Raw genomic sequence first — 15356 nt, 5'->3', positions numbered from 1 at the left:
CTAGAAGCTATATTCAAAATAATCGTACTGTAAGCATAACAATACTTTTTGTAAACAAGTTCAACATTTCGATAAAGACATTTTTCCATTCTAATGATCTTCTCCGATTATTTTGGCCATGTATAAATAGGAAAATTAACTAAATTCGCTGTTATGCAGCATAATCTTTCAGTATTAGAAAATCCTTTGTAAGTGGAGTAATCATCTTAGTTTTGTATTATTCAGATATTGTCTTTTACCTACAATTTACTAATTTTAGAAGCCAAAGCTTATATTAAAACTTGTCATATACGCAATAATAAAATACCAGTATCAATGGCTTCCTGCAAATTCAGTATGATTATATATCATTAGTCATTTTTTCTATAACTAAATAAAATATTGGTGATATTGTCTATTAATATTTAATATTATGGTTGATACTTGTTATAACTTTATAGTTATATGTGTAATTATTGAATGTGAAATATGTTATACAGTTTTTCAAATAATTATTTCTATTTGAATTTACCAAATTTTTTAGAAAAGATTGTATTTAAATTAGTTGTAAATTAGCAAATTGCCAATATTTTTTTTAAAAAATTGTTTTGTATAAATGTTCTAGACATCTATATACAAATAAAATCTGATACAGTTTTATTAAAAAATAGAGGATTACCTAAATTCATTCCATGGGAAGATCCATTGACTATTACTTTTTTGCTTCTTGGTATAAATTTATGTAATAAATCTATGATAATTGGATATGGCTCTGGACTTATCTCTCCACCAATTAATAATGTAGGTACAGTTATGTTTTTGATCTCGTTATTTGTTAATAATAACATCTTTTCCTCAGATTGTCCTATTATGGTGTATGCATTGTCACGTGCCATTTCCTTGAACCAATGAACCATTTTTCTCCAAGTTCCATAACCGCTTACTTTATCGATAAACAGTTCTAAGCCATAATCAATATTATTTTGTCTTATAATATCAGCTGCATGTATCTTAAAATTATTTCTTTGTTCATTCATGCCTGGTATCATTAATCCACCAGGATCAGCTAATATTAGCTTATTTATAAGCTCTGGCATAGCTAATGCTATATTCAAAGATATAGTGGCACCTCTAGAGTGCCCTAATATATTTACAGGTTTTTTTATTACCTCTTTTATAAATCTCACAACATCTGATGTGTGCTGGCTCATAGAGAACTCACTACTAGTGGGATTGAAACTATTTGGCCAATAATGCCTAAGGCACAATGCAAAAATTTCATTTGTCATGCTTAAAGCATCTATTTGTTTTTTCCAATATCTACTATCACATAATGAACCATGAATCAACAATAAAGGTATCCCAGTACCTTTATTTATATAGTGAAAATTATATTGATCTAATACAACATTTTTCATTTTTATTTGCTTCAAAAGTATTTGTTATCTAACCATATTAAATAATTTTTGTGCTGTTCCATATATATCTGAAGTCTTATGGTTTTTCAATATAATTTTCAATGTTTTTGTTGCATCAGTTATATTGTTGAGTGCTATCTGATTCTCAGCAATTAATAGCAAAGCTTCAGGAACATACTCACTATCAGGTTTTTCTTTAATAAAAATAATCAATTGATCTATTGATTCCTTAAATTTACTTAGTTTGTAATTGCATTTACCATAATAAAATCTTGCATATGGTAATAAAACACTGTTGTTATAGATATCAATAAAACTAGATAAATTATTTTTAGCTTCTATGTATTCATGCTTATTAAACATTTTTATGGATTGATCGTAATGTTCTTTTTCTTTTAAACTAAATTCATCTTTTTTTAATTTTTTAGTGTGAAATGACTTATTGTTTAACAAAGGATTATTTGTTATGAGTTCTATTTGATCTCTAATAATATATATTTCATTTTGCAGATTCATAATATAGTTATGTAGTTGCAATTCTGATTTCTTTATATTATCAATCTGTTTTTGTAAATCTAACTCACAGTAACTATGTTCATTTTTAGCATATGTTGTTGAAAGCATACAACTAGATATTACAAGTGCTATGAATATTGCACGGATATATGGAATATAACGTAATGTCATTTATTCAATTTCTAATTAAGGATTAATATGTCAACGCGACGGTTTTTCGCCATATTTTTTTCTAAAGTATCGGTTGATTTATGAAATTTTTCTTTTCCGAAGCTTACGACTTCTAATTGATTATTTGCAACGCCTAATATTCTCATAATTTCGTAAACAGAGTTTGCTCTTCTTTGACCTAAGGCAATATTGTATTCAGAACTACCCATTGTATCAGCATATCCATTCAGAATTACTTTTACATTATGATTTTTTGATAAAAAAATGGCAATGTCTTCAATAAGACTAGAGTAATGATTATTTACATAGTAGCTGTCACGATCAAAAAATATTGATATATTATCAATTTTCTTAACTATCTCCTTTTTGTTTATTTCTAGAATATTATCTGTGATTACGCTACAAGCTGTTAATGTTGAGGCTATAATAAAAAAAAGCAAAATTGTAAATACTTTCTTCATTTTATGTTTCTACTCTATAAATGGTCCCCATGCAATTTCTATGATACTCGAATCTGCATCAATGTATATTTGATTACTAGATCCATCGATCAAATTTACCTTTTCTATTGCTCTATAATTATTTTTATTAGATATATATATAATCTCATTGCCATTCGGGGAAAAACAGGGGGAACAATCATTGTCACCATCAGTGATAACTAATTCTGTATTTAATATCATATTAAGGTAGGCAATATGAAAGGTATCATCTTTATTTTTTACATACAATAATTTTGAAGAGTCTGGTGATATCTTAGGAGATCCATTGTATTCTCCATTAAATGTAATTCTTTTTACTTTTAATCCATTAATATCAGATTTGTAAATTTGATATGTTCCACTTCTATCACTATTAAAAATCATAGATTTACCATCTTTTGTAAATACTGCTTCTGTATCAGAGCTATAAGAACTTATGAATGGATGTATATTTTTACTATTAACATCTATTATGTAAATTTGAGACAACCCATTTTTTGTTAGAGTAGCAGCTATTTTCAATCCGTCAGGAGACCATGTAGGTGAACTGTTAGATCCATTGTAGTCTGCCATGATTTTTCTTTCTCCTGTTGATATATTATGTATATATATGATAGGTCTACCTGATTCAAAGCTAGAATATGCTATTTTCGAGCCATCGGGAGACCAAGCCAAGGAAATTATAGGTTCTTTAGATCTAAGAGCTATTTGTTGATTTTTATAGTTATAATCGGATATTACTAGCTCAAAAATCTCGGTTTCATTTTTATGTAATACAGAGGCTATTTTAGTAGAAAATATTCCTTTTTCTCCGGTTATTTTTCTAAAAATACGGTCAGATATTAAATGTGCAATGTTACTGATTTCTGCTTTAGATCCAGAAAATGAAACATTGTCTATTGTGATTTTATTAATTAAATCAATAAGTTGATAATTTATGTTGTATATATTATCACTTTCTCTATTTATTTCTCCGCTTATAATATAACCGACACTATCAGCACCAATCTTTTTTTTATTTTCTTTGAAAGAACTTACTATTTTGAAATTATCGCTATATATAAGATCTTTACTTATTGTATCTCTTATGAAGAAACCTATTTCTTTTATCCCATAAAAATCACTTATTGCTAATACATGTTTCCTAGTGGATAAGTTGTTTTGTTTTGCATATGCATCGTATGAGCCATAAAATGAGTAAATAATTATAAATAGTAGTAATAAAAATTTATCCGTGTATTTAAGAAATTTGTGGGTTTTATATTCATTTTCAATCATTTTCATCTCTGTCAACTCTAATAATAAACGATGCAGTTTAAAGCAGCTTTATTATTAGAGTTTTTGCCTATTTTTTATAAATACAATTATTATATAGTTTCTATTTATATATATTGATTAATGATCACATTAGAAATGTAATGTTTTATAGATTATTTAAAATGTTTTTTGTTGTCTCAATTAGGTTGGTCATTGATATTTTTATTTTTTGATTTGTTTTTCTGATTTTTATTTCTACCATTTCATTTTTTATATTATCTTCGGTTATTACTATTTGTAGTGGTATACCTATAAGATCCCATTCTGCAAACATTATTCCAGGTCTTTTTTCTCTATCATCTAGAATCACATCGATGTTCGATTTTTTTATTAATTCATACATTTTTATAGCAGTTTCTTGTACTTTATTTTTACTTGTATAACCAATTGGACATATTACTATTTCAAAGGGAGATATCGATCTTGGCCATATTATTCCATTGTCATCATTATTCTGTTCTATAGCAGCGCCCATAATGCGTGTTATACCTATACCATAACAACCCATTTGGGTAATTGTAGATTTTCCTTCTTTATTTAAAAAAGAAACGTTCAATGCAGTTGAATACTTTGTACCTAAAAAGAAAACATGTCCAACCTCAATTCCTTTTTGAAAAGATAGAAGATTTTTTCCGTCAGGACTTTTATCCCCTATTGATACATTTCTAATATCACAAATTATATCTGGCTCTTTTAGATCCCTGTACCAATTAACTCCTATATAATGCATATTTTCTATATTTGCTCCACATATAAAATCACTCATATTTGCAACCGTTTTGTCTGCAATTATAATTATTGATTTGTTTACATTAACAGGCCCTAAGAATCCAGGTTTGCAATTAAATGAGTCTAAAATTTCTTGTTCTGTTGCTAAGCGAAATTTATCAAGACCTTTAATTTTTTTTACTTTTATGTCATTTAATGTGTGATCTCCACGTATTAAAAGCAGATAAATTTGTTTGTTTTCAGAATCTGTTGTGATTATTATTGATTTCACAGTTTTTTGAATTGGTACTTTTAGATGATCAGATAATTTATTGCAAGTGTTGATATCTATTGTTTGAGCAAGCTCCATTTTTTGTCTTGGCAGACCTCTTTCCAATATAAGACATGGAGCCTCTGCTAATTCAGTATTAGCGGCATAAGTAGAATACTTGTCATATACTATAGTGTCTTCACCAGTTTCTGCTATAACATGAAATTCATGACTTCTATTTCCTCCTATAGAACCAGTGTCTGCTGTTACAGCTCGGAATTCTAATCCTATCTTATTGAAAATTCTTGAATAAGTATTAAACATGGTTTCGTAGCTAATTAATGCATTTTCTTCATTAGTATCAAAGGAATAAGCATCCTTCATAATAAATTCTCTACTTCTAATTAGTCCAAAACGAGGTCTGATTTCGTCGCGAAATTTAGTTTGTATATGATAAAAAATTAAAGGCATTTGTTTATAACTATGTATTTCATTTTTTACTATTTCTGAAATTACTTCTTCTGAAGTTGGTTGTATGACAAAATCACGGCCATTTCTATCTTTAAATCTTAGTAATTCTGGTCCATATTCTTTTATTCTTCCGGATTTTTGCCAAAGTTCTGCTGGTTGAACAACTGGCATTAGCAATTCTATTGATCCTGATCTATTCATTTCTTCTCTAACAATAGATTCGATCTTGCGTAATACTCTTAGGCCCAATGGCATATGTGTATATATTCCTCCAGATATCTTTCTTATCATTCCTGATCTTATCATCAGTTTATGGCTTATTATCTCTGCTTCTGAAGGAGCTTCTTTTAGTGTAAAGATGTGGTATTTAGTAGCATGCATATTTATAGGATTTTTAAAATAATATTAAAGTGTTATTCTAATTGTAATAAATTTAATTTGGTAGATTATCATCATGCTTGATAATGAAGGTTATCGTTCTAATGTTGGCATTATTGTTGTTAACTGGCGAAATGAAGTTTTTCTCGGAAAGAGGATAAAAGAGGAAGCTTGGCAGTTCCCACAAGGTGGAATTAAATATGGCGAATGTCTTGAGGAAGCTATGTACCGTGAGCTGCATGAAGAAGTTGGCTTAAAACCAGAACACGTTAAAATAATAGGGAGAACTAAGCAGTGGCTTCATTATAATGTTCCTAGTAATTTCGTTCGAAAGGAAAGTAGGAGTCAATATAGAGGTCAAAAACAAATATGGTTTTTATTAAGATTTATTGGTAAGGATAGTGATGTTTGTTTATATGCAACATCTACTCCTGAGTTCGATGCATGGAGATGGAGTCATTATTGGATTCCTTTAGATAATGTAATAGAGTTCAAGAGAACTGTTTATGAAAAAGCTCTAAAAGAGCTATCTCCAATTTTATTTTAGATTTTTTTAAATGATACACATGATGATAAAAATAACCATTTTTTATAGCAAATAATAAAAAATTGTTCATTATAGAGATATTAGATATGTTGAATGAAATAGATAGCCTTATTTTTCGTATTAATAATTTAATAGATAAGTTTAAAGAGCTTAGATCTGAAAACATTAATCTTTCAGATCAGGTAAAAAAGTACAATTTAGAAATTTCTAACATAAAAGAGATCAATGATAAAAAAGATTTAGATATTAAACATTGGAAAGATAAATCTATTGAGCTAGAAAAGAATGTTATAGAACAAGCTAAAATATATGATTTTGAAATTTCTATTTTTAAAGAAGAATTTGAAAAACATAACTCAGAAATTGCTTATTGGAAAAATAAATCTCATGATTCTGAAGATAAAGCTTTTTCTTTGATTTCTGAGAAAGATTCTATTGAGATTATACTTAATAACAAGCTAATAGCTCAGGAGGAAAATTATAAAGAAAAAGAAAAATTGATGAAAAATTATGAAAATGAATTAAAGGATGTATTGTTATCACAGGAATCAAAGATTTCTCGCATGAGAGATAATATGAAATTGGCAATTAAGCGTCTAAGAGAGTTAGCAAATAAATTGCCTGGTATATTTTCAGTAGAGGATGATATTAATGGAACGTCTTGAAGTTAAAATTATTGGTAGAAAATATTCTCTGGCTTGTTCAAGCGAGGAAAAATCTAGCCTTATTTCCGCTGTTGATTATGTTAATAAATTGGCTAATCGTATACAAGATTCTGGAAAAACATATACAACTGAAATGCTGGCTACAATGGTTTCTCTGCAGTTATCTAGTAATTTATTGTCAATGAAAATTTCAGACAATTCTTGCAAATCAGATGGTATTTCTTTGAAAGAAATTAAAGATAAAATAGATAATATATCTGCCTTGATAGACGAGGTAATTATTTAGTACAAATTTTCAATAGGATAACACCAACAAATATTGTTAGTATTGACAAAATTTGCCCCATGCTAAGGTCTATGAAAATTGTTCCTAAGAAATGATCAGGCTCCCTCCATAATTCTGCTATGTATCTTAATATACCGTATGTGATTAAAAAAATAGAGCTTGTTGTTCCTTTTTTTCTATTTTTTTTAGAAAATATATACATGATCAGAAAGAGTACTGGCCCTTCTAGTATCGATTCATATAGTTGTGATGGATGGCGAGCTAGATCATCGTATGTTTCATCGAATATCACTCCAAAAAATAAATCTGTCGGATAGCCACACAATTCTCCATTTATAAAATTTCCTATTCTTCCCATACCAATAGCTGGAGGAACTATGGTAGATATAAAATCAGTTATATCGAAAAGTGAAGTATTGTTGTGTTTTGCATACAAAAATAAAGAAATTATTGCGCCTATAAGGCCACCATGGAATGACATTCCACCTTCCCATAAACGAAGTATATCTAATGGATGGTAAAAAAAGTAAAATGGCCTGTATATAGTGACGTAACCTATTCTCCCACCTATTATAGCACCCAACATTCCGTACAATAATAGATCCGCTAGATTTTTAATCTTTTTTTTCTTAATTGGATTATTTCTTAATTTTATTTCACCTAAAATATAAACCATTAAGAAACCGATTAAATAAGTAATTCCGTACCAATGTATACTGAGATCTCCTATTTGGACTGCTACTGGATTTATATTTAGTTCTGAATATTTTATAGCCATATTTTCACTATTTATAGTATGAATTTTATAGTGATTTATGTTACTATCATAACTATTGCTGTAGCTATTAATTTATAAATAATTCTTATATTTTTTTAGTTAATTAAAAAATATGTTGACATTTTTCTCGTTAAGAGCGAGAATTCTTCTTCTGCAACTGATGAAGAATCAATTGTCAGAACTAAGCTCTTTAACAATAAACAATCGATAATTGTGGGTACTTGATACTAGTTTTAGTATGTAATATTTTACATTTAGCTAATTAGATAAAAGTATCCAATAATGTACATGGTTTTAGAGGAATACTCTAAGACCCCGTTCATTTTTTGGGTAGCGACGTATTCTAAGTCTAAATCAGACTTAAATTACGTATAAAAAATACAGAGATTAAACTGAAGAGTTTGATCCTGGCTCAGATTGAACGCTAGCGGAATGCTTTACACATGCAAGTCGAACGGCAACACGGACTTCGGTCTGGTGGCGAGTGGCGGACGGGTGAGTAATATATCGGAACGTGCCCAGTAGTGGGGGATAACTACGCGAAAGCGTAGCTAATACCGCATATTCCCTAAGGGGGAAAGTGGGGGATCTTCGGACCTCACGCTATTGGATCGGCCGATATCGGATTAGCTAGTTGGTGAGGTAATGGCTCACCAAGGCAACGATCCGTAGCTGGTCTGAGAGGACGACCAGCCACACTGGGACTGAGACACGGCCCAGACTCCTACGGGAGGCAGCAGTGGGGAATTTTGGACAATGGGGGAAACCCTGATCCAGCCATTCCGCGTGTGCGATGAAGGCCTTAGGGTTGTAAAGCACTTTTGGCAGGGAAGAAACAGTGCTGGATAATACACAGCATGAATGACGGTACCTGCAGAATAAGCACCGGCTAACTACGTGCCAGCAGCCGCGGTAATACGTAGGGTGCGAGCGTTAATCGGAATTACTGGGCGTAAAGAGTGCGCAGGCGGTTCGGAAAGAAGGATGTGAAATCCCAGGGCTTAACCTTGGAACTGCATTTTTAACTACCGAACTAGAGTGTGTCAGAGGGAGGTGGAATTCCGCATGTAGCAGTGAAATGCGTAGATATGCGGAGGAACACCGATGGCGAAGGCAGCCTCCTGGGATAACACTGACGCTCATGCACGAAAGCGTGGGGAGCAAACAGGATTAGATACCCTGGTAGTCCACGCCCTAAACGATGTCAACTAGCTGTTGGGACCTTCGGGTCTTAGTGGCGCAGCTAACGCGTGAAGTTGACCGCCTGGGGAGTACGGTCGCAAGATTAAAACTCAAAGGAATTGACGGGGACCCGCACAAGCGGTGGATGATGTGGATTAATTCGATGCAACGCGAAAAACCTTACCTACCCTTGACATGTCTAGAATCCTGAAGAGATTCAGGAGTGCTTGAAAAAGAACTGGAACACAGGTGCTGCATGGCTGTCGTCAGCTCGTGTCGTGAGATGTTGGGTTAAGTCCCGCAACGAGCGCAACCCTTGTCATTAGTTGCTACGAAAGGGCACTCTAATGAGACTGCCGGTGACAAACCGGAGGAAGGTGGGGATGATGTCAAGTCCTCATGGCCCTTATGGGTAGGGCTTCACACGTCATACAATGGTCGGGACAGAGGGTCGCCAACCCGCGAGGGGGAGCCAATCCCAGAAACCCGATCGTAGTCCGGATCGTAGTCTGCAACTCGACTACGTGAAGTCGGAATCGCTAGTAATCGCGGATCAGAATGCTGCGGTGAATACGTTCTCGGGTCTTGTACACACCGCCCGTCACACCATGGGAGTGGGTTTTACCAGAAGTAGTTAGCCTAACCGAAAGGAGGGCGATTACCACGGTAGGATTCATGACTGGGGTGAAGTCGTAACAAGGTAGCCGTATCGGAAGGTGCGGCTGGATCACCTCCTTTAAGAGCATTAAAACTGCGTATTAAGTATCCACAATTATCGATTGTTAAAATAGCTATAATTGTCAGTAAGCGCTGGTTATGACAGATTCCCTATTAATTGCATTGTATAATGCAATTAATATAAATATGGGTCTGTAGCTCAGCTGGTTAGAGCACCGTCTTGATAAGGCGGGGGTCGTTGGTTCAAGTCCAACTAGACCCACCATAATGTTTGAGTAAAACCTTTCGATATTTTGGGGGTGTAGCTCAGTTGGGAGAGCGCCTGCTTTGCAAGCAGGAGGTCATCGGTTCGATCCCGTTCACCTCCACCATATATAGAGTTTAAATTTTATACATAAAAGCTTATGCATAAAATTTAAGCTTTATCAAATAAGCTATTTGTTCTTTAAAAATCTAGAAGAAGCAACAACGAAAAGATGTCTATTATTAGTAATAGACATAGGGTTGTGATTGCAAAAAAGTTCCAAGTTTAATTGGAATATTCATAAACATTCAAATATAATCAATTTATCTTATATAGCCTTTAGTGTTATAGGATCAAGTTATTAAGTGCATATGGTGGATGCCTTGGCGATCACAGGCGATGAAGGACGTAGTATCTTGCGAAAAGCTGCGGGGAGCTAGAAAACAAGCTGTAATCCGCAGATGTCCGAATGGGGAAACCCACTCTGTAAAAAGAGTATCACTGACTGAATACATAGGTCAGTAGAAGCGAACCGGGTGAACTGAAACATCTCAGTAACTCGAGGAAAAGAAATCAACCGAGATTCCGAAAGTAGTGGCGAGCGAAATCGGATCAGCCTTTACGTTATAGCATTATTGATAGTCAAAAGAGATGGAAATCTCTGCCATAGTAGGTGATAGCCCTGTAGACGAAATCTTTGATGTGGAACTAAGCGTAAGAAAAGTAGGGCGGGACACGTGAAATCCTGTTTGAACATGGGGGGACCATCCTCCAAGGCTAAATACTCGTGATCGACCGATAGTGAACCAGTACCGTGAGGGAAAGGCGAAAAGAACCCCGGAAGGGGAGTGAAATAGATCCTGAAACCGTATGCATACAAACAGTAGGAGCGGACTTGTTCCGTGACTGCGTACCTTTTGTATAATGGGTCAGCGACTTACATTCAGTGGCAAGCTTAACTAAATAAGGGAGGCGTAGCGAAAGCGAGTCCGAATAGGGCGATATAGTCGCTGGGTGTAGACCCGAAACCAGATGATCTATCCATGGCCAGGTTGAAGGCACGGTAACACGTGCTGGAGGACCGAACCCACTAATGTTGAAAAATTAGGGGATGAGCTGTGGATAGGAGTGAAAGGCTAAACAAATCTGGAAATAGCTGGTTCTCTCCGAAAACTATTTAGGTAGTGCCTCACGTATTACTGTATGGGGTAGAGCACTGTTATAGCTAGGGGGTCATGAAGACTTACCAAACTATGGCAAACTCCGAATACGTACAAGTACAGCGTGGGAGACAGAGCACCGGGTGCTAACGTCCGGACTCGAAAGGGAAACAACCCAGACCGCCAGCTAAGGTCCCGAATTATCGCTAAGTGGGAAACGAAGTGGGAAGGCATAGACAGTCAGGAGGTTGGCTTAGAAGCAGCCATCCTTTAAAGAAAGCGTAATAGCTCACTGATCGAGTCGTCCTGCGCGGAAGATGTAACGGGGCTAAGCGATAAACCGAAGCTGCGGGTGTATATTTTAATATACGCGGTAGGAGAGCGTTCTGTAAGCCTGCGAAGGTGTCTTGTAAAGGATGCTGGAGGTATCAGAAGTGCGAATGCTGACATGAGTAGCGATAAAGGAGGTGAAAAGCCTCCTCGCCGTAAGTCCAAGGTTTCCTGCGCAACGTTCATCGGCGCAGGGTGAGTCGGCCCCTAAGGTGAGGCAGAGATGCGTAACTGATGGGAAACTGGTTAATATTCCAGTACCATTGTACAGTGCGATGGGGGGACGGATTGCGAAAAATCATCAGGGTGTTGGATATCCCTGTTGCTACATTGTAGATGGTAATTAGGAAAATCCGGTTACATAATTCAAGGGTGTGGCACGAGCAAACATGTTTTGTGAAGTGATTGGAAGTGGTTCCAAGAAAAGCCTCTAAGCTTCAGCTGTGCAAGACCGTACCGCAAACCGACACAGGTGGACGGGATGAATATTCTTAGGCGCTTGAGAGAACTCAGGAGAAGGAACTCGGCAAATTGATACCGTAACTTCGGGAGAAGGTATGCCTCAGTATTGTGATGAACTTTGCGTTCAAAGCATGAAGAGGTCGCAGATAATCGGTGGCTGCGACTGTTTATTAAAAACATAGCACTCTGCAAAGACGAAAGTCGACGTATAGGGTGTGACGCCTGCCCGGTGCCGGAAGGTTAATTGATGGGGTGCAAGCTCTTGATCGAAGCCCCGGTAAACGGCGGCCGTAACTATAACGGTCCTAAGGTAGCGAAATTCCTTGTCGGGTAAGTTCCGACCTGCACGAATGGCGTAACGATGGCCACACTGTCTCCTCCTGAGACTCAGCGAAGTTGAAATGTTTGTGATGATGCAATCTACCCGCGGCTAGACGGAAAGACCCCATGAACCTTTACTGTAGCTTTGCATTGAATTGTGAATAATCTTGTGTAGGATAGGTGGGAGGCTTTGAAGCATGACCGTTAGGTTATGTGGAGCCATCCTTGAAATACCACCCTGGATTGTTTGCGATTCTAACCTTGATCCGTTATCCGGATTTGGAACAGTGCATGGTGGGCAGTTTGACTGGGGCGGTCTCCTCCTAAAGAGTAACGGAGGAGTTCTAAGGTACGCTAGGCACGGTCGGAAATCGTGCTGTTAGTGCAATGGCATAAGCGTGCTTAACTGTGAGACTGACACGTCGAACAGATGCGAAAGCAGGACATAGTGATCCGGTGGTTCTGAATGGAAGGGCCATCGCTCAACGGATAAAAGGTACTCTGGGGATAACAGGCTGATACCGCCCAAGAGTTCATATCGACGGCGGTGTTTGGCACCTCGATGTCGGCTCATCTCATCCTGGGGCTGTAGTAGGTCCCAAGGGTATGGCTGTTCGCCATTTAAAGAGGTACGTGAGCTGGGTTTAAAACGTCGTGAGACAGTTTGGTCCCTATCTGCCGTGGGCGTTGGATACTTGACGGAACCTGCTCCTAGTACGAGAGGACCGGAGTGGACGTACCTCTGGTGTACCGGTTGTCATGCCAATGGCATTGCCGGGTAGCTAAGTACGGAAGAGATAACCGCTGAAGGCATCTAAGCGGGAAACTCGTCTGAAGATTAGGTATCCCGGGGACTCAGATCCCCCTAAAGGGTCGTTCAAGACCAGGACGTTGATAGGTCGGGTGTGTAAGTACAGTAATGTATTCAGCTAACCGATACTAATTGCCCGTGAGGCTTGATCCTATAACTCTACAGGTTATTAAGTTTGAAATTGAACTTATTTATGGATGATTATGATAAATATTTTGCAAAAAAAGTACAACCATCATCTATTTGTTGGAATAGCTTCTTCTTAGATTATTTTGTGATAACATCACTATGTTAAGGTTTTGCCTGACGACTATAGCAAGGTGGCTCCACTCCTTCCCATCCCGAACAGGATAGTTAAACGCCTTTGCGCCGATGATAGTAGACATCTCGTCTGCGAAAGTAGGTTATTGTCAGGCTTCTAGAAAGTTGAATTCCTCTACATAATACATTATGTAGAGGAGTATCAATGTTCAATATTTCAATTTAGCAAATTCTATTGCTAATCTATGTAGTTCACTCCAAATATCATGAGTTCTTATTAATCTCTATGATAAGGATGATTTTTTAAAATGCTTAACGCTCTATATATTTGCTCTATTAGAATAATACGAACCATATAATATTTAATTATTTTCTTGTAATATATTGATATGAAGTGTATTTTTAGAACTTAAATGATAATTTCATGGGAGCTGTTATTATGAGTGATTCTAATTTTCCTTCACCTAAATTTAATTTTGACGATCTCACTTTAACTTATATTGTCTATATATTATTTTCTATAGGATTTCTATCATCCGGAGTTTTTTGGCCTATGTCTTTAGCTTCAGTAATAATAATATATCAGAAAAAAAATGATCTCGATGGAACTATATATTCAGCTCATTTCGACTGGATATTAAATACTTTTTGGTTTTCTTTGCTACTATTGACAATTAGTATTGTTTTAACTTTTATTTATATTGGTTACATTGGTATATTGCTAACATTCAGTTGGGTTATTTATAGATTAATACGAGGAATGTTATGTCTTAGAGAAAATAAATCTCCATATATTGATATGCATATTTAATTTTTATCCTATTTTAAAAATAAATTAAATAAAATTAATGAATACTTCTTATATTACTATTGTTAAGCCAGACGATATGCATTTGCATTTACGTCATTATGATATGTTGGATTTTGTGCTTGGTGATACTGTTAAACAATTTGCTAGAGCTATTGTTATGCCAAATTTGAATATTCCAATTATTAATACTAAGCTTGCAATAAATTATAGAAATAGCATTCTTAATGCTTTAAAAAATATCAAAGGAGATATAAAATATTTTGAGCCTCTAATGACTTTATATTTAACAGATTTAACAACTGCTGATGAGATTTTACGGGCAAAAGAATCAGGTATAATTTTTGCAGTGAAATTATATCCGCATTCTGCAACAACTAATTCTAGTTCAGGTGTAATTGATTTATTTAAGAACTGTTCTAAAGTTTTAGAAATGCTTCAAGTGATTAAAATGCCATTGTTAATTCATGCTGAGGTATTTGATCATAGGGTAGATATTTTTGATAGAGAATCTGTCTATATAGATAAAATCATAATTCCTTTGCGCAAAAAATTCCCAGAATTAAAAATTGTTATAGAGCATCTTTCGACAAAAGAAGGTGTTGACTATGTATACTCATCTTCGTCATTTACTGCTGCAACTATCACTCCACAGCATATGTTATATAATAGAAATATAATTTTTTCAGGAGGTCTGAGACCACATTACTATTGTTTGCCTATATTGAAAAGTGAGGCACATAGAGAGTATTTAGTCAAAGCAGCTACGAGTGGAGATAAAAGATTTTTCCTTGGAACGGATAGTGCTCCTCATGATATCAAGGCTAAAGAAAACAATTGTTGTTGTGCTGGTTGTTATAGCTCTTATAATGCAATTTCTTTTTATGTTAAAATTTTCGAAGAAGCTGGATGTATATCTAATTTAGAAAAGTTTGCTAGTTTCAACGGAGCTGATTTTTATGACCTTCCTAGAAATAGTCAAACACTAACTATCTATCGTAATGAAAATGTGGTTCCTAGTGAACTACGTTTCAAGGATTTAACTATAGTGCCACTAGCATCAGGAGAGACTTTGCAGTGGCATGTATGAAGATTATTTCTTGAAAATATAT

Annotated in this window: 12 protein-coding genes, 2 tRNA genes and 3 rRNA genes; 10 read left to right on the top strand and 7 right to left on the bottom strand. The window is 35.0% G+C overall.

The window, feature by feature from the left end:
* Positions 1 to 608: 608 nt before the first annotated feature.
* From CONE_RS02955 to CONE_RS02935, 5 genes are all read right to left on the bottom strand, one after another.
* A complete protein-coding gene (locus CONE_RS02955; RefSeq protein WP_015397255.1) occupies positions 609 to 1397 on the bottom strand; it encodes an alpha/beta fold hydrolase in 789 nt (262 codons plus the stop codon).
* A 24-nt stretch (positions 1398 to 1421) separates the two neighbouring features.
* Complete coding sequence (locus CONE_RS02950; protein ID WP_015397254.1) at positions 1422 to 2084, bottom strand: tetratricopeptide repeat protein; 663 nt, start codon at positions 2082 to 2084, stop codon at positions 1422 to 1424.
* An 11-nt stretch (positions 2085 to 2095) separates the two neighbouring features.
* The gene (locus CONE_RS02945; protein WP_015397253.1) at positions 2096 to 2545 is read right to left on the bottom strand and encodes an OmpA family protein; all 450 of its coding nucleotides are present in this window, start codon (positions 2543 to 2545) and stop codon (positions 2096 to 2098) included.
* Positions 2546 to 2554: 9 nt separating this feature from the next.
* The gene (locus tag CONE_RS02940; RefSeq protein WP_015397252.1) at positions 2555 to 3850 is read right to left on the bottom strand and encodes a PD40 domain-containing protein; all 1296 of its coding nucleotides are present in this window, start codon (positions 3848 to 3850) and stop codon (positions 2555 to 2557) included.
* A 139-nt stretch (positions 3851 to 3989) separates the two neighbouring features.
* Positions 3990 to 5714 (bottom strand): proline--tRNA ligase, encoded by a 1725-nt coding sequence (locus tag CONE_RS02935; protein WP_015397251.1) that lies wholly within the window; start codon positions 5712 to 5714, stop codon positions 3990 to 3992.
* 73 nt (positions 5715 to 5787) lie between these two features.
* Here CONE_RS02935 and CONE_RS02930 point away from each other — a divergent pair, with 73 nt between their 5' ends.
* The 3 genes from CONE_RS02930 (at position 5788) to CONE_RS02920 (ending at position 7209) form a co-directional block, all read left to right on the top strand.
* Positions 5788 to 6258: an RNA pyrophosphohydrolase gene (locus CONE_RS02930; protein ID WP_015397250.1), complete on the top strand. Its 471-nt coding sequence runs from the start codon at positions 5788 to 5790 to the stop codon at positions 6256 to 6258.
* 86 nt (positions 6259 to 6344) lie between these two features.
* Entirely contained in the window at positions 6345 to 6923 is a 579-nt protein-coding gene (locus CONE_RS02925; RefSeq protein ID WP_041862211.1) for a hypothetical protein, read from the top strand.
* Positions 6910 to 7209 (top strand): cell division protein ZapA, encoded by a 300-nt coding sequence (locus CONE_RS02920; protein ID WP_015397248.1) that lies wholly within the window; start codon positions 6910 to 6912, stop codon positions 7207 to 7209. The genes CONE_RS02925 and CONE_RS02920 overlap by 14 nt, the downstream gene beginning before the upstream one ends.
* On the opposite strand, the gene lgt is transcribed toward CONE_RS02920, so the two are convergent.
* On the bottom strand, positions 7202 to 7987 hold the full coding sequence (gene lgt / locus CONE_RS02915) for a prolipoprotein diacylglyceryl transferase (protein WP_015397247.1): 786 nt from the start codon (positions 7985 to 7987) through the stop codon (positions 7202 to 7204). The two genes, CONE_RS02920 and lgt, sit on opposite strands and share 8 nt — an antisense overlap.
* Before the next feature lie 389 nt (positions 7988 to 8376).
* Between lgt and CONE_RS02910 the strand changes: the two genes are divergently transcribed.
* The 5 genes from CONE_RS02910 to rrf all read left to right on the top strand — a co-directional run bounded on the left by CONE_RS02910 (position 8377) and on the right by rrf (position 13591).
* Positions 8377 to 9907, top strand: a 16S ribosomal RNA gene (locus tag CONE_RS02910).
* A gap of 128 nt (positions 9908 to 10035) precedes the next feature.
* Positions 10036 to 10112: transfer RNA gene (locus CONE_RS02905), tRNA-Ile, on the top strand.
* A 30-nt stretch (positions 10113 to 10142) separates the two neighbouring features.
* Positions 10143 to 10218, top strand: a tRNA-Ala gene (locus CONE_RS02900).
* 224 nt (positions 10219 to 10442) lie between these two features.
* Positions 10443 to 13328 (top strand): 23S ribosomal RNA (locus CONE_RS02895).
* A 149-nt stretch (positions 13329 to 13477) separates the two neighbouring features.
* A 5S ribosomal RNA gene (rrf, locus tag CONE_RS02890) occupies positions 13478 to 13591 on the top strand.
* Together the 16S, 23S and 5S rRNA genes with 2 tRNA genes alongside form the textbook arrangement of a ribosomal RNA operon.
* 122 nt (positions 13592 to 13713) lie before the next feature.
* Here rrf and CONE_RS03800 read toward each other — a convergent pair.
* Positions 13714 to 13791: a 23S rRNA (pseudouridine(1915)-N(3))-methyltransferase RlmH gene (locus CONE_RS03800; protein ID WP_235043374.1), complete on the bottom strand. Its 78-nt coding sequence runs from the start codon at positions 13789 to 13791 to the stop codon at positions 13714 to 13716.
* 84 nt (positions 13792 to 13875) lie between these two features.
* On the opposite strand from CONE_RS03800, the gene CONE_RS02885 reads away from it, so the two are divergent.
* Both CONE_RS02885 and pyrC read left to right on the top strand, forming a co-directional pair.
* Positions 13876 to 14247 carry a DUF4870 family protein gene (locus CONE_RS02885; protein WP_041862248.1) on the top strand — a complete coding sequence of 124 codons (372 nt, stop codon included), beginning with the start codon at positions 13876 to 13878 and terminating at the stop codon, positions 14245 to 14247.
* Between the two features lie 37 nt (positions 14248 to 14284).
* Positions 14285 to 15334 carry a dihydroorotase gene (pyrC, locus tag CONE_RS02880; protein ID WP_015397245.1) on the top strand — a complete coding sequence of 350 codons (1050 nt, stop codon included), beginning with the start codon at positions 14285 to 14287 and terminating at the stop codon, positions 15332 to 15334.
* Positions 15335 to 15356 lie beyond the last annotated feature (22 nt).

It is taken from the genome of Candidatus Kinetoplastibacterium oncopeltii TCC290E (genome assembly GCF_000340865.1).
GTDB lineage: Bacteria > Pseudomonadota > Gammaproteobacteria > Burkholderiales > Burkholderiaceae_B > Kinetoplastidibacterium > Kinetoplastidibacterium stringomonadis.
This window is presented reverse-complemented; position numbering and strand designations above follow the sequence as displayed.